This is a genomic window from Paraburkholderia sp. PREW-6R (assembly GCF_039621805.1).
Classification (GTDB): Bacteria; Pseudomonadota; Gammaproteobacteria; order Burkholderiales; family Burkholderiaceae; genus Paraburkholderia.
Window position 1 is genome coordinate 86,929 of record NZ_CP155073.1, and the last position, 19,981, is coordinate 106,909.

Sequence of the window (19,981 nt, forward strand, 5' to 3'; positions counted from 1 at the left end):
GCGTCAAGTGCGCCGCGCGTTAGAATCCTTGATGCAATCACGCTGGTTCGAGGATTTCATGTTCGGCATCACCCATTTCGAGTTTTTTGTCGTCGCGGTCTTTTTATTGAACGTGACGCCTGGTCCGGACACCGCCTACATTGTCGGCCGGAGCGTCGCCCAAGGGCGCGGGGCGGGCCTGATGTCCGCGCTTGGAATTTCCGCTGGCTGCTGCGTGCACTCGCTGGCTTGCGCGTTTGGGCTGACTGCGCTGCTTGCCGCATCGGCCACTGCGTTTACGGTCATCAAATTCGTCGGCGCCATGTATCTGATGTATCTCGGCGTGCGGCTGATCTTCGTCAGGCCGCAAGCGGAAGAGGCGCGGGGCGAAGCGCGGGCGGCCGGCACGCCGAGGTCGCTGCGGCAGCTCTTTCTGCAAGGCTTCTGGACCAATGTGCTGAATCCAAAAGTCGTGCTGTTCTTCGTTTCGTTCTTTCCTCAGTTCGTCACGACCGGCAGCGACCATAAAGCGCTGGCGTTCCTCACGCTTGGCGCCGTATTCGTCGTGATGAGCATGCTCTGGAACAGCTTCGTCGCGTGGATTGCAGGCAGCGTGACGCGGCGCTTCTCCGGCAAGCCCGGCTTGAAAAAGTGGCTGGACCGCGGGGTCGGCAGCGCTTTTGTCGGCTTGGGCCTCAAGCTTGCGACTGCTTCAAGATGATTGAATTTTTCCGGCGCGCCCTTATCTAACGTTTTGCTTACAATCAGGCGCCGTACTCTACGGCGCAGATGAGATTCGCGTCAGCAAGGAGTAGCAAACATGTTCAACTGGGTCAAAACCGCGATGTTGATGGCCGCGATCACGGCCCTTTTCATCGTGATCGGCGGGATGATCGGCGGGTCGCGCGGCATGCTGATCGCGCTCATCATTGCCCTTGGAATGAATTTCTTTTCATACTGGTTTTCGGACAAGATGGTTCTGCGCATGTACAACGCGCAGGAGGTCAACGAAAACAGTGCGCCGCAGTTCTTCCGCATGGTGCGCGAACTCGCCACGCGAGCCAATCTGCCCATGCCGCGCGTCTATCTGATCAACGAAGACGCGCCGAACGCGTTCGCCACCGGCCGCAATCCGGAACACGCCGCGGTGGCTGCGACCACCGGCATTCTGCGTGTGTTGTCCGAGCGCGAAATGCGTGGGGTGATGGCGCACGAACTCGCGCACGTCAAACATCGCGACATTCTTATCTCCACGATCTCCGCCACCATGGCCGGCGCTATTTCCGCGCTCGCGAACTTCGCAATGTTTTTCGGCGGTCGCGACGAGGATGGCCGTCCGGCCAACCCGATTGCGGGCATCGCCGTCGCGCTGCTCGCGCCGATCGCCGGTGCGTTGATCCAGATGGCCATTTCGCGCGCGCGTGAATTCGAAGCGGATCGCGGAGGCGCACAGATTTCGGGCGATCCGTCGGCGCTTGCTTCCGCGCTCGACAAGATCCATCGTTACGCGAGCGGCATTCCGTTCCCGGCAGCCGAGGCGCATCCAGCCACCGCGCAAATGATGATCATGAATCCGCTGGCAGGCGGCGGCATCGCCCATCTGTTTTCTACTCACCCGGCCACCGAAGAGCGTATCGCGCGTCTGATGGAAATGGCGCGCACCGGGCGCTTTGAATAGAGCGAATGGCGCGCAGTGATTAAAGGCGAGTCGCAAGTCTCGCCTTTTTTTATGGGTGCCGAGCCGCGCCATCCATCCGCTTGCATGCCGCCTGAAAAAGGCCGCGTGCCGTGCCAAGCTACAATGTGCGTTGTCGTGTTGCGCGCTTCGCGCGGCCTGCCTTGCCTTTTTCATGACCACAAAGCCTTCTTCGCGTTCAGCTTCACACTCGGCGCGTCCGCGCGATTCTCGTCTGTCGCTGCTGCATCTCGCGCCTGAATCGCTCGGCTTCGCGCTCGACAGCGCAGGCCAGGCTGTCGGTTCGGTGCGCCTCGGTGCCGCGCTGCCGGCCGCGTTGCAGTCGGTGCTCGCTTCAGTGCCGGAAGGCAGTGCGGCCGCCGCGCGCGGCGCGGTACAGGACATCGCTTACCGCACCATGCGCCGCCTCGCGACCGCCGAATGGCTGATCGCGAGGCTGGTGAAAAAGGCGCCGCCGCCGCACGTCGGCCATGTGCTCGCCTGTGCCTTCGCCCTGCTGATCGACGATGAAGCAGATGCCGCCTACTCGCCGTTCACCATCGTCGATCAGGCCGTGAGCGCGATTGCCGCGCGCCGGGAATTCGCATTTGCCAAAGGCCTCGTCAATGCAGTGCTGCGAAATTTCCTTCGCGAACGCGAGACATTGCTGAATGCCGCGCAAGCCGATGAAGTCGCGCGCTGGAATTACCCGGCCTGGTGGATTGACGCTGTGAAGCGCGCATGGCCGCATGCGTGGCAAGCGGTGCTCGCGGCCGGCAATACACAAGGTCCACTCACGCTGCGCGTCAACGCGCGCCAATCAACGGTCGACGGTTACCTGCACACGCTGCGCGAGCACCACATCGGCGCGAGCAGGATAGGCGAGTACGCGGTGCGTCTGGATACGCCGATGCCTGTCGACCGCATTCCCGGCTTCAGTGAAGGTACGGTCTCCGTGCAGGACGCCGGCGCGCAACTCGCTGCGCCGCTGCTCGACGTGCGCGACGGGATGCGCGTGCTCGATGCGTGCGCCGCGCCTGGGGGCAAGACGGGCCATCTGCTGGAACTCGCCAGGCTGCAACTCGTAGCGCTCGAGAGCGACGCGTCGCGCGCGCGGCGCATCGGCGACAATCTGCAGCGGCTTAAGCTCGAAGCAGAAGTGCGGATCGGCGACGCCGGCACGCCGGCCAAATGGCATGACGACATCGACCAGCCATTCGACCGTATTCTTGCCGACGTGCCGTGCTCTGCGTCGGGCATCGTGCGACGTCATCCGGATATTCGCTGGCTGCGCCGCGCGTCGGACATGCCCGCGCTGGTCGCCGAGCAGCGCCGCATTCTCGAAGCGCTCTGGCCGCTCGTGAAACCCGGCGGCGAACTGCTCTATGTGACGTGTTCGATCTTTCCCGAAGAAGGCGAGCTGCAGGCGCAGTGGTTTGGAAACAAGTACCAGGATGCGGTACGATTGGACGCGCCAGGGCAACTTTTACCCGCTGTTGCCCGCGCGCCCGCCGACACATCGGCCGGTTCCCTGGCCGGACAACCCGCTGGGAGCAGCGCCGGCGCGAATTCAGACCACGACGGATTTTTCTACGCGCGCTTCCAGAAACGGTGACCATCAAACGCTTTTACCCGCTTCGGCTCGCTGCCGTGCTCTGGATCGCGCTGGCCGTCTGGCTAGCCGCACCGGGCGTGGCGCACGCCGATTCGATCGCGGTGCAGCGTGCGTCGCTGCAGGCCGACGCTACAGGCTGGAGTCTCGACGCGCGGTTTGACTTCGAGCTGAACAGCAATCTCGAGGACGCGGTCAACAAAGGCATTCCGCTGTATTTCACTACCGATTTCGAACTGAGCCGGCCGCGCTGGTACTGGTTCGACGAACAGCCGGTGAGCGTGTCGCAAAGCATTCGCCTTTCGTTCCAGCCGCTCACGCGGGAGTATCGTGTGTCGAGCGTGTCGTCGGGCGGTTTGCAACTCGGCTTCACGACGCTCAAAGACGCGCTCGCGGTCATCAAGCATGTAACCTCCTGGCATGTGATCGACCGCAATGAGGTGCACGCCGGCGAGACGTATAACGCGTCGGTGCGCATGCAGCTCGACATCGCGCTGATGCCCAAGCCGTTCCAGATCGACGCGGTGAATAACCGCGACTGGAACCTCGCCTCCGAATGGAAGCGCTTTACCTTCACGGTGACCGGAAGTGCTAAATAAAGTGCGCCGAGCCACCAGCGTCAGCAGCATCGTCGTGCGGGTGCTGGTCTCCACGGTCGCCGTCACGGCCGTGCTGCTGCTCGTGCTGCTGGCCGCTGCAAGTGCGAATACCGAGTTCTTCGACCGCTACTATCAGTGGCTCTACGCCGCGAATCTCGTGGTGGCGATGATCTTTCTGCTGGTGGTGGCGACGCTCGTCGTCATCATCATTGCACGCCTGAAAAAGGGAAAGTTCGGCACGCGGCTGCTGGCAAAACTCGCGTTTTTCATGGCGCTCGTTGGCGTGGTGCCGGGCGGCATCATCTACGTGGTGTCGTATCAGTTCGTGTCGCGCAGTATCGAATCGTGGTTCGACGTGAACGTGGAAACCGCGCTGACCTCCGGGCTGAACCTCGGGCGCGGCATGCTCGACGCGTCGCTGTCCGATCTGCAGACCAAGGGTCGCCTGATGTCCGAGCAGCTTGCCAGCGCGGACGCGGCGGGCACCACGTTGACGCTGCTGCGACTGCGCGACCAGTTCGGCGTGCAGGACGCAACGATCGTCGAGCCCACGCGCAGCATGTCGGGCGCAACGCCGGACATGCACGTGGTCGCGCAGGCGTCGAGCAATTACGCGACGCTCGTGCCAAACGACCTGCCCACGCCAATGATGATCGACCAGGCGCGCGGCCACGGCTACGCCGCCATTGAAGGCGAAGTGGATGGCGATCCGCTTGCGCACGGCAGCAAGGGCGCGCTGCGTTTGCGTATCGTGCAGCGCATTCCGGATTCGAACGCGGCGTTGCTGCAGCCCGCCGAGCGTTTCCTGCAACTCACGCAGCCCGTGTCGCCCACGCTCGCGCGTAATGCAGATGCGGTGCAGCGCGCGTATCGTGAGTATCAGGAAAAGGCGCTTGGCCGTACCGGCTTGCGCAAGATGTACATTGGCACGCTGACGCTCGCGCTGTTCCTTGCCACGTTCATCGCGATGATGCTCGCGCTTGCACTCGGCAATCAGCTTGCGCGGCCATTGTTCCTGCTTGCGCAGGGCACCAAGGAAATTACCGAGGGCGACTACACGCCGAAGCGTGAAATCAAATCGCGCGACGAACTGGGCTTTCTCACGCAGTCGTTCAATGCGATGACGCGGCAGTTGTCGGAGGCGCGCGCAGCGGTCGAAAACAATCGCATTGCGCTCGAGCATTCGAAAGCGTATCTGGAAAGTATTCTCGCGAACCTTACCGCCGGTGTGTTCGTGTTCGATCGCCAGTTCAGGCTGACCACCGCCAATCGCGGCGCCGAGCGGATTTTCCGTCAGCAGTTCCAGGAAATGCTGGGTTCAGCGCTCGAACGCATTGGCGTGTTGAGCGAATTCGGTGCGATGGTGCGCAAGGCGTTCGCCGACAGGGAAGCCGCGAGCGGCGATGGTCACGACGATCGCGGCCATTGGCAACAACAGTTCTCCGTGCAGGTGCCGGGAGAAACCGAGCCCTTGACGCTGCTCGTGCGCGGCGCGCGTCTCGTGTCCGCAACCGACCGTGACGCAGAGGACGTGCAGACCTCCGGCTATGTCGTCGTGTTCGACGATATCTCCGACGTGATTTCCGCGCAGCGCTCGGTTGCGTGGGGCGAAGTGGCGCGGCGGCTTGCGCATGAGATCAAGAATCCGCTCACGCCGATCCAGTTGTCGGCGGAACGTTTGCAGATGAAACTGGCTGATAAGCTCTCCCCCACAGACGCCGATGTGCTCAAGCGCGGCGCGACCACGATCGTCAACCAGGTCGCGGCGATGAAGCAGATGGTCGACAATTTCCGCGACTACGCGCGCACGCCGCCTGCCGTGCTCGCGCATCTGCAACTGAACGATCTGGTCAGCGAAGTGCTCACGTTGTACGGTATAGAGGAAGGCAAGGGTGCGATCCAGGTGGAACTGGCTGCACTGCCGGCAATCCGCGGTGACGCGACGCAACTGCGTCAGGTGATTCACAACCTGCTGCAGAACGCGCAGGATGCGGTGGCTGACGTCGCGCAACCGCGTGTGTTGCTCGAGACGAGGACAGTAGAATACGGAGACCCCGACGCGGAAGGCAAGGTACGCGTCGCGGTGCGTTTGACAGTGTCGGATAACGGAGCAGGTTTTCCCGCGCGTATCCTCACACGTGCATTCGAACCTTACGTGACGACCAAGGCCAAAGGTACGGGTCTGGGTCTTGCGATGGTCAAGAAGATCGTCGACGAACACGGCGCGCGTATCGACATCCGCAATCGCATGAAAGCGGGCGATGTGATCGAGGGCGCGCAGATTTCGATCCTCTTCCTTCAACTGGCAGACGATGCCGCGGCGCCCGGAGCAGGGCCGCGTCCTGCGCACGGCGGTGCGTCGCAGGGAACGAGAAAAGCAACAGTGCAGACAAGGGCAGCTTAAATGGCAACCATCCTGGTGGTAGATGATGAAATGGGCATCCGGGAATTGCTCTCGGAGATCCTGAGCGACGAGGGGCATGTCGTGGAGGCGGCGGAGAACGCGCAGGAAGCGCGCGAGTTCCGTCTGCGTCAGGCGCCGGACCTGGTGCTGCTCGACATCTGGATGCCCGATACCGACGGCGTCACGTTGCTCAAGGAGTGGGCCGCGCAAGGGCAGTTGACGATGCCGGTGATCATGATGTCCGGACACGCGACCATCGACACGGCAGTCGAAGCGACCAAGATCGGCGCGCTCAACTTTCTCGAGAAGCCCATTGCGTTGCAAAAGCTGCTCAAAGCGGTCGAGCAAGGTCTCGCGCGCGGCAACGCAGCGGCCGCGCCGGGCGGCGCGGCGGTCAAGCCCGCGATGCCGGTAACGGCGTCCACGGTGGCCTCGGCAGCGGCTTTGCCGATGCTTTCCACCGATGGCATGGGTAGCGGCGCGCTGGCCGCGCAAACGGCGTCGATCTCGTTCGACATTCCATTGCGCGATGCACGTGACGCGTTCGAGCGCGCGTACTTCGAGTATCACCTCGCGCGTGAGAACGGCAGCATGACGCGTGTCGCGGAGAAGACCGGACTTGAGCGCACGCACCTGTACCGCAAGCTCAAGCAACTCGGTGTCGACCTCGGCAAGAACAAAGGCGAGTGAGTCGCGCGTCCCATTCATAAGTGCCAGGAGAATTTTTGGATAGGGGGCTTGTCGGACTGGGTACCCTTTGATATTATTTCGTTCTTCGTTGGCCCGGTAGCTCAGTTGGTAGAGCAGCGGATTGAAAATCCGCGTGTCGGTGGTTCGATTCCGCCCCAGGCCACCAGGATTCAGCCCCAGGAAATCGCAAGATTCCTGGGGCTTTTCCTTTTCTGCTGGTGCTCGTTATCCGGTCGTCATCAAGCAGGGTGATGGGCGTGCGCGGCGGCGTTCGGTGTCGCGTGATAAAATCGCGCCAGTTCAAGGACTTGCAAGCAAGTCTTTCGGCAGCGTGCCACGCGGCGAGCCGCAACCGGCACCGAACCCTTCGCCAGACGATCAGCGGTATAAGCGCCAGCGACTCTGCGTGCGGAAGGCGCGGCCTATACTGCTTTGGACCGGCAACAGTTCCGGCACGCGTCGCGCCGCGTTGCTTGCATGGCGCACCTCGCGCAGCGCGACGCGGCACTCATCATTCACGGAGTTTCACGGTGATCCGCAACGACGCTAAACGTAGCGCTCTGGTGCTGTTTTCCGGCGGCCAGGATTCCGCCACGTGCCTCGCCTGGGCACTCGAACGGTATGACACGGTTGAGACGCTCGGCTTCGATTACGGTCAGCGGCACCGAGTCGAACTCGAATGCCGCGAAGGGTTCCGTCATGCGATAACACGCGCTTTTCCCGCATGGGCCAGCCGTCTTGGCGACGATCACATGATCGACCTGTCGGTACTCGGCTCGATCAGCGATACGGCCATGACGCGTGAAATCGAAATTCACGCCACGGCGAACGGCCTGCCGAACACGTTCGTCCCGGGCCGGAATCTGATGTTCATGACGATTGCGGCAGCCATTGCGTATCGGCGTGGTCTGCAGATATTGGTGGGCGGTATGTGCGAAACGGATTTTTCGGGCTATCCCGATTGCCGCGACGATACGATGAAGGCATTGCAAGTCGCATTGAATCTCGGCATGGACACGCGCTTCTCACTCGAAACGCCGCTCATGTGGCTCGACAAGGCCGACACCTGGCGCCTTGCGCACGAATTGGGCGGCGACGAACTGGTTGAGCTGGTACGCGTCGAGACGCACACCTGCTATGTCGGTGAGCGCGCCGAGTTGCATGCATGGGGCTTCGGTTGCGGTGAATGCCCCGCCTGCCGTCTGCGCAAGCGCGGCTATGAGGCGTATCTGGCCGGCGAGAAAGTCACCGAGCCGGTTTGAGTCTCAGTCACGGCTTGAGTCACAGCGTCGGCAATGGGTAGTGCTACACCAGCGGTACACCGGCATCTTTAGAAACACGAGGCAGAAAGCAGCATGACTTACGCGGTCAAGGAAATCTTCTACACGTTGCAAGGCGAGGGCGCGAATGCCGGGCGCCCGGCCGTCTTCTGCCGGTTCGCCGGCTGCAATCTGTGGTCGGGCCGCGAAGAAGATCGTGCAGAGGCAGTCTGCCGCTTCTGCGACACGGATTTCGTCGGCACCGACGGTGAGAACGGCGGCAAGTACCGCACCGCCGACGATCTCGTGAAGATGATCGCGTCGCAATGGCCCGAAGGTGAAGGCGAGCGTTTCGTGGTGTGCACGGGCGGCGAGCCGATGCTTCAGATCGACCCGCCTCTCGTGGATGCGCTGCATGCGGCAGGCTTCGAAATCGCCATTGAAACGAACGGTTCGCTGCCGGTGCTCGAAACGATCGACTGGATTTGCGTGAGCCCGAAGGCCGATGCGCCGCTCGTGGTCACCAAAGGCAACGAACTGAAGGTCGTGATTCCGCAGGACAACCAGCGCTTGTCCGAGTATGCGAAGCTCGACTTCGACTATTTCCTCGTCCAGCCGATGGACGGCCCGTCGCGCGAGATCAACACCCGGCTCGCGATCGACTGGTGCAAACGTCATCCGCAATGGCGCCTGTCGATGCAGACCCACAAGTACCTGAACATTCCCTGATTTTGCCGTGCTGACGATTACACGAAAACTCGAATTCGACGCGGGTCACCGCATTCCTGACCACCGCAGCCAGTGCCGTAATCTGCATGGCCATCGCTATGTACTCGAAATCACGCTGCAGGGCGATCTCGTCGACACCGAAGGCGCGCCCGATCGCGGCATGGTGATGGACTTCGCCGATGTGAAGTCGCTCGCCAACGAACATCTCGTCGACAAGTGGGATCACGCGTTCCTCGTCTACGAGGGCGACACGCAGGTGCGCGGCTTCCTCGAGACCATGACGGGTCACAAGACCGTTGTGCTCGACCGCATTCCCACGGTGGAAAATCTGGCCGCCGTCGCGTTCAACATTCTCGCGAACGTCTATGACGCGCACTACGGCGTGAATCTGCGCCTGTATAAGCTGCGTCTGTACGAGACGCCTAATTGCTGGGCCGACGTCGTTCGCGACTGACGCCTCGCTCACCGCGCATTCAAGGGCCCATCGCGCGGTCCCACCCTTCCGTTATTGTCACGGTATGATCGCTCCGATAACCACACGGAGCGAGACATGCCGGTCCCCGCATTGCGTCGCAGCAGACCTGACGGTCGTCATGGTTCGCGCGCTCATCTGGCTCGTGAAGCCAGTAAGGCCTCCCGCGTTAACGGCATGGCGTTGCGTCAGCGGCACGGAGCGCAGCGATGAGCACGTTCACCAATCCCCTCAAGTCACGCCTCAGGGAAACCGAGCCGCTGTTCGGCCTGTGGCTCTCGCTCGGTAGCGACACTGCCGCCGAAGCGCTCGCGCACGCCGGTTTTGACTGGCTGCTGATCGACATGGAGCACGCGCCGAACGATAGCGCCGACGTCACGTCGCAATTGCGCGCGATCGCAGCCGCGCATCTGCCGAGTGAGCCCGTGGTGCGCGTGCCGGCAAACGACGCGTGGCTCGTCAAGCGCGTGCTGGACGCGGGCGCGCGCACGCTGATGTTTCCGAATATCGAGTCTGCGGAAGAGGCCGCTCATGCGGTGCGCCTCACGCAATATCCCACTGCCGAGGCGCTCGACGGCGAGCGCGGCGTCGCGGGCCTCGTGCGCGCGGCCGGCTATGGCATGCGCCGCGACTATGTGCAGAACGCCAACGCGCAGATTGCGACTATCGTGCAGATCGAATCGGCGCGCGGTTTGCAGGAAGTCGAGAAGATTGCGGCGACGCCGGGCGTCGATTGTCTGTTCGTCGGACCGGCCGATCTGGCGGCGAGTCTCGGTCATCTCGGCGACTCAAAGCATGCGGACGTGCAGGCGGCCATTACGCGCATCGTCGGTGCCGCCGACAAGGCAGGGATCGCCAGCGGTATATTCGCAATGGACGTCGCGAGTGCCCGGCAGTCTCGCGAAGCTGGTTTCCGTTTTATCGCCCTGGCCGCGGACGTCATATGGATGTTGCGCGCAACCCGCCAGGCGCTGCAGGAGGTGAGGTCATGAAGGGGAAGGTGCAGAGCGTCGCCACGCGTGTGGCGGTGGCAGCGGCGTTGATCGTAAACATGGCGGCATACGCGCAGGACCGCCCGGCGAAGTCGAACGATCCGGAAACGCAGACCGCAGTGGCGGACTACAACGCCGGCAATCTGACGGCTGCGCTGTCCGAGTTTCGCAAGGCCGCGCAGCGCGGCAGCCGGCTTGCCGAGTTCAATTACGCAATGATGCTGCTCAACGGCGAGGGCACCACGGCCGACGTCGACGAAGGCAAGAAGTGGCTGCGCAAGGCCGCCGACGCCAACATGTCGCACGCGCAGTACGTGTACGGCAAGATGTACGACGACGGCGAGTTCGTCGGGCGTGACCCGGTCGAGGCGCATCGCTGGTTTCTGAAGGCGGCGCAGCAGGGACACGTGCAGGCGGAACTGGCGCTCGCCAATCAGTTTCTCGACGGCCGCGGCACAGAGCGTGACAACAAGCAGGCGTTCGTCTGGTACAAGAAGGCGGCCGAAGGCGGCGACATGACCGCGCAATACGTGACCGGCTCGTTCTACGAGCGTGGCGGCGACGGCGTGGACAAGAATCTGAACGTCGCGCGGGCTTACTATGCGGCCGCGGCCGCGCAGGGCGATCCGGCGGCGCGGCTCAAGTTTCAGCAGTTGAGCGCGCTGCTGCGCGATCAGCACGAAGCAAAGCCGCAGTGACACCGTTTCGCAGCTCAGGCGATCCCGGCAAATAAAAAGGGGCGCCCGGTGTAACGAGCGCCCCATTTCTGTTTATCGCCTGAACCAACGGGATACCGACGACTCTGCGCTAACTCTGCATCAACCGCTTTTGCCGCGCGACGCTCATGATGAGCCCGATCGCGACGCCTAGCGTCGTCAGCGCGGTGCCGCCGTAACTCATGAAGGGTAATGGCACGCCCACCACCGGCAGGATGCCGCTCACCATGCCGATGTTCACGAACGCGTACGTGAAGAAGGCCATGGTCAGCGAGCCAGCCAATAGTCGTCCGAAAAGTGTTGCGCCGTTAGCCGCGATGTAGAGTCCGCGCGCGATCAACAGCATATAGAGCGTGAGCAGCACAACGCCGCCCGCAAGTCCGAATTCCTCGGAGAACACCGCGAAAATAAAGTCGGTGTGCTTCTCGGGGATGAACTCCAGATGCGCCTGTGTGCCTTTCAGCCAACCCTTCCCGAGCGGACCACCCGAACCGATCGCAATGACCGCCTGGATCGTGTGGAAACCCTTGCCGAGGGGGTCCGACGTGGGGTCGAGCAACGTGCAGATACGGTGTTTCTGATAGTCGTGCATCAGCGGCCACTGCACTTCAGGCTGACAGATCTTGTCCTGGAACGCCGCGATCGATCCCACTGCAATCACGGCGGCAATCAGCACCGGCACGATCAGCTTGAAACTCAGTCCCGCGAAATAAATGACGAAGAGGCCGGCTGCGAACACCAGCACGGCCGTGCCGAGGTCCGGCTGTTTCGCGATCAGGCCGACCGGGACGATCAGAATCAGAAAACCGACCAGATAGTCCCACCACCGCATCGTGCCTTCGCGGCGCTGGTAGTACCACGCAAGCATTAACGGTGTGGCGATTTTCAGGATTTCTGACGGTTGAATGACCACGCCGACATTGATCCAGCGCTTCGCGCCTTTGCGTGTCAGCCCGAAGAGCGCAACCGCGACGAGTAACGCGATCCCGAACGTGTAGAGCGGCACCGCGAAGCGCATTAGCGTGGTGGGCGGCACATTGGCGAGTGCCCACATCAGCACGAACGTCAGCATGATGTTGCGAAGCTGATCTTCCACGCGACCGGGGACGTCGAGGCTTGCGCTGTAAAGCGTGACGATGCCGACACACAACAGCAGAAACACCACCAGCGCGAGCGGGCGGTCGAAGCCCGCGAACATCCGCTTGACGCGGTCGATCCAGGCGCGCTTGTCGAATTGCATGCCTTTCTCCTTACTCGTCGATGCCGCCGGTAGCCGGCTGGCGTGGCAACTTGGGTTCGATGCCGTCGTCGCGCGACGGAGCCGCGGCGGCGGTCGGAACCGCTTCGCTGGCCGGACGGGGGTGATGCGGCATACCGGGCTTGCGCGTCGCCATGTTTGCGGCGCCGGAAGCGGAAGCGGCCCCCGCCGACGATGCCGCGACGCCCGCTTTGCCCGACGCGCCGGTTTTTGCCGACGCCCCCGGTTTCGCGGCGGTGGTTGTCGTTGCAACAGCCGATGCGGACGCAGCGACGGCGCCGGAGCCCGCATCGGCGGCGGAAGCCGCGTTGGCCGCTGACGCAGCCGCCGCAGCCGAGGCCGCCGCTGCCGCCGACGCCGCGCCCGGCAAGGGCAGCGCCGTGAAGCCCGCCGCAACCTTGACCGGCTGCACCGCGTCTTGCGATGACGGCGCCGCGCCGACTTCCGGCGCAGACGCGTCTTCGGTAGCCGACGCCGCTGCCTCGATCGCTGCCGCTTCCGCGCCGGGCTTGTTCTTGCCGACGAGGTAGTAATCGAGTACGCGGCGCGCGATCGGGCCGGCCGACTCCGCGCCCCAGCCGCCGTTTTCGACGATCAGCGCAAGCGCGATTTTCGGCTGCTCGACCGGCGCAAACGCGATGAAAAGCGCGTGGTCGCGCAGATGCTCCGCAATCGCGTGGCCTTTGTAGTTCGCGCCTTGCAGCGAGTACACCTGCGCCGTACCGGTTTTGCCGGCGGCCTGATACGGCGCGCCGATAAAGAGTTTCGACGCCGTGCCGTTCGTCACCACGCCTTCCATTGCGCGCTTGATGATGTCGATGTCCGACTGCTTGACGGCGATCCTGTCGCTCGGGTCGCGCACCACGGGCCGCGTCTCTTTGGTGATCGGATTCTCGATATCGCGCACGAGGTGCGGCTTCATCACGACGCCATTGTTCGCAAGCGTCGCCGTGGCATGCGCGAGTTGCAGGATGGTGAACGAGTTATAGCCCTGGCCAATGCCCAGACTGATCGTTTCGCCTTCATACCAGCGCTGCTGCTCGGGCCGGCGGTAAGCCTTGCGCTTCCATTCCGTGGACGGCAGGATGCCGCGCGCTTCGCCTGAAATGTCGATGCCGGTGATCTGCCCGAACCCCCACGGCTTCATGAAATTGGCGATGTTGTTGACGCCGAGATCGTGCGCGAGCATGTAGAAGTAGGTGTCGTTCGAGACGACGATCGCGCGGTTCATGTCCACCCAACCCTGGCCGGAGCGCACGTCGTTGCGAAACGTGTGGCCGCCGAACGTGTACGAGCCCGGATCCTGGAAGCCCCAGCCGGGCGTCCGCTTGTGCAGCGTGAGCGCGGCGAGCGCCATGAACGGCTTGTACGTGGAGCCGGGCGGATACGTGCCGTGCAGCGGACGGTTCAGGAGCGGGTGATCCGGCGAATTGTTGAGGTCGTCCCACGTCTGCTGATCGATGCCGTCGACGAACGCATTCGGATCGAAGCTCGGCGCGGAAACGAACGCGAGCACGTCGCCCGTTGACGGCTCGATCGCGACAAGCGCGCCGCGCTTGCCGGCAAACGCCTGTTCGGCGACCTGCTGCAGACCGATATCGAGCGACAGCACGAGATTGTTGCCAGGCGTGGCTTGCGTGCGCGACAGCGTGCGCACCGGCCGGCCTCCGGCTGTGACTTCCACTTCCTCGAAACCGGTCTGGCCGTGCAGTTCGGTTTCATAACTCTGCTCGACACCGATCTTGCCAATGTAATCCGTGCCCTTGTAGTTATTCGCGTCCAGACGCGGATCGTAGTGATCGGGGTCGCTGTCGTTCTGGTCGCTGGCGTCGTCGATACGTTCCTGGTCGCGCTGCGAAATCCGGCCGATGTAGCCGATCACGTGCGCGGCGGTGGGCCCAAGCGGATATTGGCGGAACAGACGCGCGCGCACTTCGACGCCCGGAAAACGGAAGCGCTGCGCGGTGAATCGCGCGACTTCGTCGTCGGTCAGGCGGGTGCGGATAGGCAGGCTCTCGAAGTTTTTCGAGTCCTCCTGCAGTTTCTTGAAGCGGCGCCGGTCGCGCTGGTCGATCGAGACCACGGTGGCCAGATTGTCGATCACGTTTTCGAGCGAGTCGTTCAGCTTCGAGGGCGTGATTTCCAGCGTGTAGGCCGAGTAGTTCTTGGCCAGCACGACACCGTTACGATCGGTGATGATCCCGCGGTTCGGCACGATCGGCGCGACTGAAATGCGGTTTTCGTCGGCTTGCAGCGAATATTTGCTGTAGTGCCACACCTGCAGGAACAGAAAGCGGAAGCCGATCAGCCCGAAGCAGACGAACACGAACAGCCCCGCCGCCGCGACGCGCAGGCGGAACTTCGAGAGCTGTTGCTGGGTGTCCTTGAATTCGGTCATGCGATTCTGCAAAAGGCCGCTCGACGGCCATCATGAGTGTGCGCCTATTTCGGCCGGAACCGGAAGGCATGAAGAGCGAGCGCCACAGCGGGCCATGCGTGTTCGGTCAGAACAGCCGGCGGCTCGACGCGCAATCAAATAGGCCGCGTATCGTCCGGATCGGCCGGGCGGCGCTGCGGCATCAACAACAATACGCTGGCCACGGGCCAGAGTGCAGCTTCGACGAAACCGTCGATCAGATAACCCCAGCCCGGAAACGCCGCGCCGGTCAGTAGACGGATGATGAACGGCACCAGTTGCGCGGCCACCAGCAGAGGCATCACCGCGAAAGTCTGAACACCGAGCGACATCCACAACACCCGCCGATGAATCGTGATCGCGCCATACGACAGCAGCGTATAGGCCAACGCGTGCTCGCCGAGCAGGCTGGCATTGTGCACGTCCATCAACAGGCCGAGCGAAAACGCGATGCCCATGCCGACCTTGCGCGGCTGATGGACGTTCCAGAACAGCAGCACGAGCGCGACGAAGTCGGGTACGCCGATCAAACGGCCCCACGGCATCAGGTTCAGCAGGAAAGCCGCGGCCAGACTGAATGCAATGAAGTAAGGATTGACCGGCTGCAGAATGTATTGCGGACGGTTCATTGCTGCGTCCCCGGCTTCGCTTGCGGCTTTGCGCTCTTTTCGGCGGCTGATTTTCTTTCAGCTGCGGCTTTCTTTTCCGCAGCGGATCTGGTGGGCGCTTTCTCTGCGGCCTTTGGCGTCGCAGCCGGCTTGTCGGCGGCCTTGTCCGCAGCCTTGTCCGACGGCTTTTCAGCCGGCTTGTCGGCCGATTTTCCGCCTGGTTTCGCCGCGGATTTGTCCGCGGTGGCGGCTTTGCCGTCGGCCGGCTTCGCGTTCTTCTTCGCCTTGGCGTCTTTCGCCACGGTGGCTGCGTCGGGCTCTTCCGGCGGACGCGGCGGTACGTCGTTCACGTAATGCAGCACCAGCAACTGACGTGCGCCGCGCACCGGCGCAATGGGCAGACAGATGACGCGCGCGAAAGCCGTGTCGGCCTGTTTGTCCACGCGCACCACCTTGGCAACCGGCAGCCCGGGCGGATAGATGCCGTCGAGGCCGCTCGTGACGAGCTCGTCGCCCGTTTGCACGTCGGCGCTGATCGGCACGAAGCGCAGATCGAGCGTGTCACCCTTCGGCGTGCCGTAGATTACGCTGCGCAAACCCGTGCGTACGATCTGGACAGGCACGGCCTGATCCTTGTCCGTGAGCAGCGTGACTTCCGCCTGCAGGGGGAACACGCGCGTGACCTGGCCGATCACGCCGTCTTCGTTCACGACCGGCGATCCGTTCTGGATGCCTTGCTGCGCGCCGCGGCCAATCACGACTTTCTGCGTGAATGGATCACGCGTGTCGTACTGGATTTCAGCGGGAAGCGCCTGCGTGGTCGAGCGTTGCGACAATTGCAGCAGCGCGCGCAAATGCGTGTTTTCAGCGGCGAGTTCAGCGGCCGTATTGGCTTGCTGCGACAACTGGAGATTTTTCGCGCGCAACGTGTTGTTCTCGCTGCGCAGCGTAGCGCTGGTCACGGCCAGATCGGCCGCGCCCATGAAGACGTCGCGCGGTACCAGCGCCGCGCGTTGCAACGGATAAAGACCCGCGCCGAGCACGCCTCGAACGATTTCGAGCGTGTTGAAACGTGCGTCGGAGATCAGCAGGGCCAGCGCGAGCAGGACGAAAAATACCAGTCGAGCGAGTGCGGAAGGGCCTTGCTTGAACAGGGGCGGCGGACTGTATTCCATGGTCGGCGCCGGGGGCGTGAGCGGTTGGGTGAGACGGCGGCGCGCGGCGAACGCGCGTTCAGCGCGCGGAGGCTGGCAGGTCCAGCCAACGGCAAACCGGCCCGCATGGGGCCGTTTGCCAGATCCGCGCTACTGACATGGAGACGAGCTCGCTTACTCGTACGAGAAGATGCTGCCCAGCTTGTCCATGCGTTCGAGCGCCATGCCCGAACCGCGCACAACGCAGGTCAGCGGGTCTTCGGCGACGAGCACCGGCAGGCCGGTTTCTTCGGCGAGCAGGCGGTCCAGATCGCGCAGCAATGCGCCGCCGCCCGTGAGCATCATGCCGCGCTCGGCGATGTCCGCACCGAGTTCCGGCGGGGTTTGTTCAAGCGCAATCTTGACGGACGACACGATCTGGTTCAGCGGATCGGTGAGGGCTTCGAGAATTTCGTTGCTGGAGATCGTGAAGCTGCGCGGAATGCCTTCCGACAGGTTGCGGCCCTTCACTTCCATTTCCTTGACTTCGGAACCCGGGAACGCGGAGCCGATTTCCTTCTTGATGGCTTCGGCGGTTTGCTCGCCGATCAGCATGCCGTAGTTGCGGCGGATGTAGTTGACGATTGCTTCGTCGAACTTGTCGCCGCCCACGCGCACCGAACCCTTGTACACGATACCGCCGAGCGAGATCACCCCGACTTCGGTCGTGCCGCCGCCGATATCGACGACCATGGAGCCCGTTGCCTCGGACACCGGCAGGCCGGCGCCGATCGCGGCAGCCATGGGTTCTTCGATGAGATAGACCTGCGAAGCGCCTGCGCCGTGCGCAGCTTCCTTGATTGCCCGGCGTTCGACCTGGGTCGAACCGCACGGCACGCAAATGATGATGCGCGGCGACGGCGAGAACATGCGCGATTCGTGAGCAGTTTTGATGAACTGCTTGATCATCTGCTCGGTGACGGTGAAGTCGGCGATCACGCCGTCTTTCATCGGGCGGATCGCCTCGATGTTGCCCGGCACCTTGCCGAGCATCTGCTTGGCTTCCTTGCCGACTGCCTGGATGGTTTTCTTGCCGTTGGGGCCGCCTTCCTGACGGATCGACACCACTGAAGGCTCGTCGAGAACGATACCCTTGCCGCGCATGTAGATGAGCGTGTTGGCCGTGCCGAGGTCAATGGCCAGATCGTTGGAAAAGTAGCTGCGCAGAAAACCGAACATTCAAAATCCTGTCTCGCTTGGGGCCGGGCCGCGCAACCTATGCGCAGGGCGGCAGCGGAAAAAATAACAGCTTCAACCGGGCGGAAGCGGCGCCAGCGGAACTTGAAGCTGCGAGGGAGTCTACCGGAGGCCGATGCAAAGCCAGGTCAGAAAATTCCGAACTATCCTTGAAACTTGTTCAGAAAGGCCTTGGTAAGTCGGTCCGGGTTTGGGTCGAACGCGTAATGATACCTTATAATTTTGGATGATTTGAAGGAAACGGGTGGCACTTTTCGCTACCGCTGGCCCCTTTATCGTGGTCTTCCTCCAGTGTCGTAACCCGCTGTCGCAGCATCGTTTTTCCCGCGCTGCGGCGGTCCACCACATTTTCCGGTGACTGCATGGCTCTGACTCTGACCGATGTTAAACGCATCGCGCATCTCGCACGGCTCGAACTGGCCGATGCCGACGCTGAGCACACGCTCGCCCAGCTCAATGACTTCTTCGGCCTCGTCGAGCAGATGCAGGCGGTCGATACCACCGGTATCGCGCCGCTCGCCCATCCGATCGAGCAGATCGAAGACGTCGCGCTGCGTCTGCGTGAAGACGTGGTAACCGAAACCGTCGAGCGCGAAGCATTCCAGCGCCCCGCACCCGCCGTGCAGGATGGCCTGTACCTCGTGCCGAAGGTGATCGAGTAACACCCCGCGCTTAAAGCCCAGGATAAAACGCAATGCATGAAAAAAGCTTGACCGAACTGCGTGCCGCGCTTGCGGCCAAGGAAGTCTCCGCAGTCGAACTGGCGCAGCTCTATCTGAAGCGGATCGAAGCAGCGAATAGCCTGAACGCGTTCATTCAGGTCGATCCGGATCTGACGCTCGCGCAGGCCAAAGCCGCGGACGCGCTGCTGCACACCGGCCACGCCGGCCCGCTGGCCGGCCTGCCGATCGCGCACAAAGACGTGTTCGTGACCAAAGGTTGGCGCTCCACCGCCGGCTCGAAGATGTTGGCGAACTACGAAAGCCCGTTCGACGCCACCGTGGTCGCGCGTCTGCAGAGCGCCGGCATGGTGTGTGTGGGCAAGACCAACATGGACGAGTTCGCGATGGGTTCGTCCAATGAGAACTCGCATTTCGGACCCGTGCAGAACCCGTGGGACGTGAAAGCCGTGCCGGGCGGTTCGTCGGGCGGTTCGGCGGCTGCGGTCGCCGCGCGCCTCGCGCCGGCCGCCACCGGCACCGACACGGGCGGCTCGATCCGTCAGCCGGCATCGTTCTCCGGCATCACCGGTATCAAGCCGACGTATGGCCGCGTATCGCGCTACGGCATGATCGCGTTTGCTTCGTCGCTGGATCAGGGTGGCCCGATGGCGCAAAGCGCCGCGGACTGCGCCACCTTGCTCAACGCCATGGCCGGCTTCGACGAGCGGGATTCCACGAGCCTCGTGCGCGACAACGAAGACTACACGCGCTACCTCGGCAAGCCGTGGCAAGAGGCCGGCGGTGACAAGCCGCTCGCCGGCCTGCGTATCGGCCTGCCCAAAGAGTACTTCGGCGCGGGTCTCGCGGACGACGTGCGCGCGTCCATCGACGCAGCGCTCAAGCAATACGAGGCGCTCGGCGCCACGCTGGTCGAAGTCTCGCTGCCGAAAACCGAGCTGTCGATTCCGGTGTACTACGTGATTGCGCCGGCGGAAGCTTCGTCGAACCTGTCGCGTTTCGACGGCGTGCGCTTCGGCCATCGCGCAGCCGAATACCGCGATCTGCTCGACATGTACAAGAAGTCGCGTGCGGAAGGTTTCGGACCCGAAGTGAAGCGCCGCATTCTGGTGGGCGCCTACGTGCTGTCGCACGGCTACTACGACGCGTACTACCTGCAGGCGCAAAAGATTCGCCGCATCATCGCGCAGGACTTCCAGGAAGCGTTCAAACAGTGCGATGTGATCATGGGGCCGGTGGCGCCGTCGGTGGCGTGGGATCTCGGCGCAAAGGGCGACGATCCGGTGCAGATGTATCTGGCCGACATCTACACGCTGTCGGTCAGCCTCGCGGGCTTGCCGGGCATGAGCGTGCCGTGCGGCTTCGGCGCCGGCGCGAATGCGCAGCGTCCGGTCGGCTTGCAGATCATCGGCAACTATTTCAATGAAGCCCGGATGCTGCAGGTGGCCGACGCGTTCCAGCGTGCGACCGACTGGCACCGCAAAGCGCCGGCAGGAGTGTGA

The 19,981-nt window shown here is 62.9% G+C and carries 18 protein-coding genes and 1 tRNA gene; 14 read left to right on the forward strand and 5 right to left on the reverse strand.

All coding sequences use genetic code 11. From position 1 onward, the window contains the following. Nucleotides 1-58: 58 nt before the first annotated feature. The 12 genes from AAGS40_RS00385 (at nt 59) to AAGS40_RS00440 (ending at nt 11,109) form a co-directional block, all read left to right on the forward strand. A complete protein-coding gene (locus AAGS40_RS00385; protein WP_345814441.1) occupies nt 59-700 on the forward strand; it encodes a LysE family translocator in 642 nt (213 codons plus the stop codon). Nucleotides 701-799: 99 nt separating this feature from the next. Beyond that, nucleotides 800-1,657, forward strand: coding sequence for a zinc metalloprotease HtpX (htpX, locus tag AAGS40_RS00390; RefSeq protein ID WP_345812456.1), 858 nt, complete (start codon nt 800-802; stop codon nt 1,655-1,657). A gap of 172 nt (nt 1,658-1,829) precedes the next feature. Next, nucleotides 1,830-3,269, forward strand: a complete 1,440-nt coding sequence (gene rsmB, locus AAGS40_RS00395; RefSeq protein WP_345812457.1) for a 16S rRNA (cytosine(967)-C(5))-methyltransferase RsmB — start codon at nt 1,830-1,832, stop codon at nt 3,267-3,269. Beyond that, nucleotides 3,266-3,865 carry a DUF4390 domain-containing protein gene (locus tag AAGS40_RS00400; protein ID WP_345812458.1) on the forward strand — a complete coding sequence of 200 codons (600 nt, stop codon included), beginning with the start codon at nt 3,266-3,268 and terminating at the stop codon, nt 3,863-3,865. Before rsmB ends, AAGS40_RS00400 begins: the two co-directional genes overlap by 4 nt. Continuing rightward, nucleotides 3,855-6,269: a PAS domain-containing sensor histidine kinase gene (locus AAGS40_RS00405; protein WP_345812459.1), complete on the forward strand. Its 2,415-nt coding sequence runs from the start codon at nt 3,855-3,857 to the stop codon at nt 6,267-6,269. Before AAGS40_RS00400 ends, AAGS40_RS00405 begins: the two co-directional genes overlap by 11 nt. After that, nucleotides 6,270-6,959 (forward strand): response regulator transcription factor EsaR, encoded by a 690-nt coding sequence (esaR, locus tag AAGS40_RS00410; RefSeq protein ID WP_345812460.1) that lies wholly within the window; start codon nt 6,270-6,272, stop codon nt 6,957-6,959. Nucleotides 6,960-7,049: 90 nt separating this feature from the next. Next, nucleotides 7,050-7,125 (forward strand) — tRNA-Phe (locus AAGS40_RS00415). Nucleotides 7,126-7,489: 364 nt separating this feature from the next. After that, complete coding sequence (gene queC / locus AAGS40_RS00420; RefSeq protein WP_345812461.1) at nt 7,490-8,221, forward strand: 7-cyano-7-deazaguanine synthase QueC; 732 nt, start codon at nt 7,490-7,492, stop codon at nt 8,219-8,221. Nucleotides 8,222-8,314: 93 nt separating this feature from the next. Then, nucleotides 8,315-8,947, forward strand: a complete 633-nt coding sequence (queE, locus tag AAGS40_RS00425; protein ID WP_345812462.1) for a 7-carboxy-7-deazaguanine synthase — start codon at nt 8,315-8,317, stop codon at nt 8,945-8,947. Between the two features lie 7 nt (nt 8,948-8,954). Next, a complete protein-coding gene (gene queD / locus AAGS40_RS00430; RefSeq protein WP_345812463.1) occupies nt 8,955-9,401 on the forward strand; it encodes a 6-carboxytetrahydropterin synthase QueD in 447 nt (148 codons plus the stop codon). A 227-nt stretch (nt 9,402-9,628) separates the two neighbouring features. Next, on the forward strand, nt 9,629-10,411 hold the full coding sequence (locus AAGS40_RS00435) for an aldolase/citrate lyase family protein (RefSeq protein ID WP_345812464.1): 783 nt from the start codon (nt 9,629-9,631) through the stop codon (nt 10,409-10,411). After that, nucleotides 10,408-11,109, forward strand: coding sequence for a tetratricopeptide repeat protein (locus AAGS40_RS00440; protein ID WP_345812465.1), 702 nt, complete (start codon nt 10,408-10,410; stop codon nt 11,107-11,109). The genes AAGS40_RS00435 and AAGS40_RS00440 overlap by 4 nt, the downstream gene beginning before the upstream one ends. Before the next feature lie 109 nt (nt 11,110-11,218). Here the strand turns inward: AAGS40_RS00440 and rodA are convergent, their stop codons facing one another. The 5 genes from rodA to AAGS40_RS00465 form a co-directional block, all read right to left on the reverse strand. After that, nucleotides 11,219-12,367: a rod shape-determining protein RodA gene (rodA, locus tag AAGS40_RS00445; RefSeq protein ID WP_345812466.1), complete on the reverse strand. Its 1,149-nt coding sequence runs from the start codon at nt 12,365-12,367 to the stop codon at nt 11,219-11,221. A gap of 10 nt (nt 12,368-12,377) precedes the next feature. Further along, entirely contained in the window at nt 12,378-14,783 is a 2,406-nt protein-coding gene (gene mrdA, locus AAGS40_RS00450; RefSeq protein ID WP_345812467.1) for a penicillin-binding protein 2, read from the reverse strand. A gap of 134 nt (nt 14,784-14,917) precedes the next feature. After that, nucleotides 14,918-15,430 carry a rod shape-determining protein MreD gene (gene mreD / locus AAGS40_RS00455; protein WP_345812468.1) on the reverse strand — a complete coding sequence of 171 codons (513 nt, stop codon included), beginning with the start codon at nt 15,428-15,430 and terminating at the stop codon, nt 14,918-14,920. Then, nucleotides 15,427-16,584 (reverse strand): rod shape-determining protein MreC, encoded by a 1,158-nt coding sequence (gene mreC, locus AAGS40_RS00460; RefSeq protein WP_345812469.1) that lies wholly within the window; start codon nt 16,582-16,584, stop codon nt 15,427-15,429. The genes mreD and mreC overlap by 4 nt, the downstream gene beginning before the upstream one ends. 153 nt (nt 16,585-16,737) lie before the next feature. After that, nucleotides 16,738-17,781 (reverse strand): rod shape-determining protein, encoded by a 1,044-nt coding sequence (locus AAGS40_RS00465; RefSeq protein WP_004189550.1) that lies wholly within the window; start codon nt 17,779-17,781, stop codon nt 16,738-16,740. 380 nt (nt 17,782-18,161) lie between these two features. Here AAGS40_RS00465 and gatC point away from each other — a divergent pair, with 380 nt between their 5' ends. Both gatC and gatA read left to right on the forward strand, forming a co-directional pair. Then, complete coding sequence (gene gatC, locus AAGS40_RS00470; RefSeq protein ID WP_345812470.1) at nt 18,162-18,461, forward strand: Asp-tRNA(Asn)/Glu-tRNA(Gln) amidotransferase subunit GatC; 300 nt, start codon at nt 18,162-18,164, stop codon at nt 18,459-18,461. Nucleotides 18,462-18,493: 32 nt separating this feature from the next. Continuing rightward, nucleotides 18,494-19,981 (forward strand): Asp-tRNA(Asn)/Glu-tRNA(Gln) amidotransferase subunit GatA, encoded by a 1,488-nt coding sequence (gene gatA, locus AAGS40_RS00475; protein WP_345812472.1) that lies wholly within the window; start codon nt 18,494-18,496, stop codon nt 19,979-19,981.

Coding starts and splice junctions, on each gene's coding strand:
- AAGS40_RS00385 (WP_345814441.1), top strand. CDS start 59: ATGTTCGGCATCACCCATTTCGAGTTTTTTGTCGTCGCGGTCTTTTTA.
- htpX (WP_345812456.1), top strand. CDS start 800: ATGTTCAACTGGGTCAAAACCGCGATGTTGATGGCCGCGATCACGGCC.
- rsmB (WP_345812457.1), top strand. CDS start 1,830: ATGACCACAAAGCCTTCTTCGCGTTCAGCTTCACACTCGGCGCGTCCG.
- esaR (WP_345812460.1), top strand. CDS start 6,270: ATGGCAACCATCCTGGTGGTAGATGATGAAATGGGCATCCGGGAATTG.
- queE (WP_345812462.1), top strand. CDS start 8,315: ATGACTTACGCGGTCAAGGAAATCTTCTACACGTTGCAAGGCGAGGGC.
- AAGS40_RS00435 (WP_345812464.1), top strand. CDS start 9,629: ATGAGCACGTTCACCAATCCCCTCAAGTCACGCCTCAGGGAAACCGAG.
- AAGS40_RS00440 (WP_345812465.1), top strand. CDS start 10,408: ATGAAGGGGAAGGTGCAGAGCGTCGCCACGCGTGTGGCGGTGGCAGCG.
- rodA (WP_345812466.1), bottom strand. CDS start 12,367: ATGCAATTCGACAAGCGCGCCTGGATCGACCGCGTCAAGCGGATGTTC.
- mrdA (WP_345812467.1), bottom strand. CDS start 14,783: ATGACCGAATTCAAGGACACCCAGCAACAGCTCTCGAAGTTCCGCCTG.
- mreD (WP_345812468.1), bottom strand. CDS start 15,430: ATGAACCGTCCGCAATACATTCTGCAGCCGGTCAATCCTTACTTCATT.
- mreC (WP_345812469.1), bottom strand. CDS start 16,584: ATGGAATACAGTCCGCCGCCCCTGTTCAAGCAAGGCCCTTCCGCACTC.
- AAGS40_RS00465 (WP_004189550.1), bottom strand. CDS start 17,781: ATGTTCGGTTTTCTGCGCAGCTACTTTTCCAACGATCTGGCCATTGAC.
- gatC (WP_345812470.1), top strand. CDS start 18,162: ATGGCTCTGACTCTGACCGATGTTAAACGCATCGCGCATCTCGCACGG.
- gatA (WP_345812472.1), top strand. CDS start 18,494: ATGCATGAAAAAAGCTTGACCGAACTGCGTGCCGCGCTTGCGGCCAAG.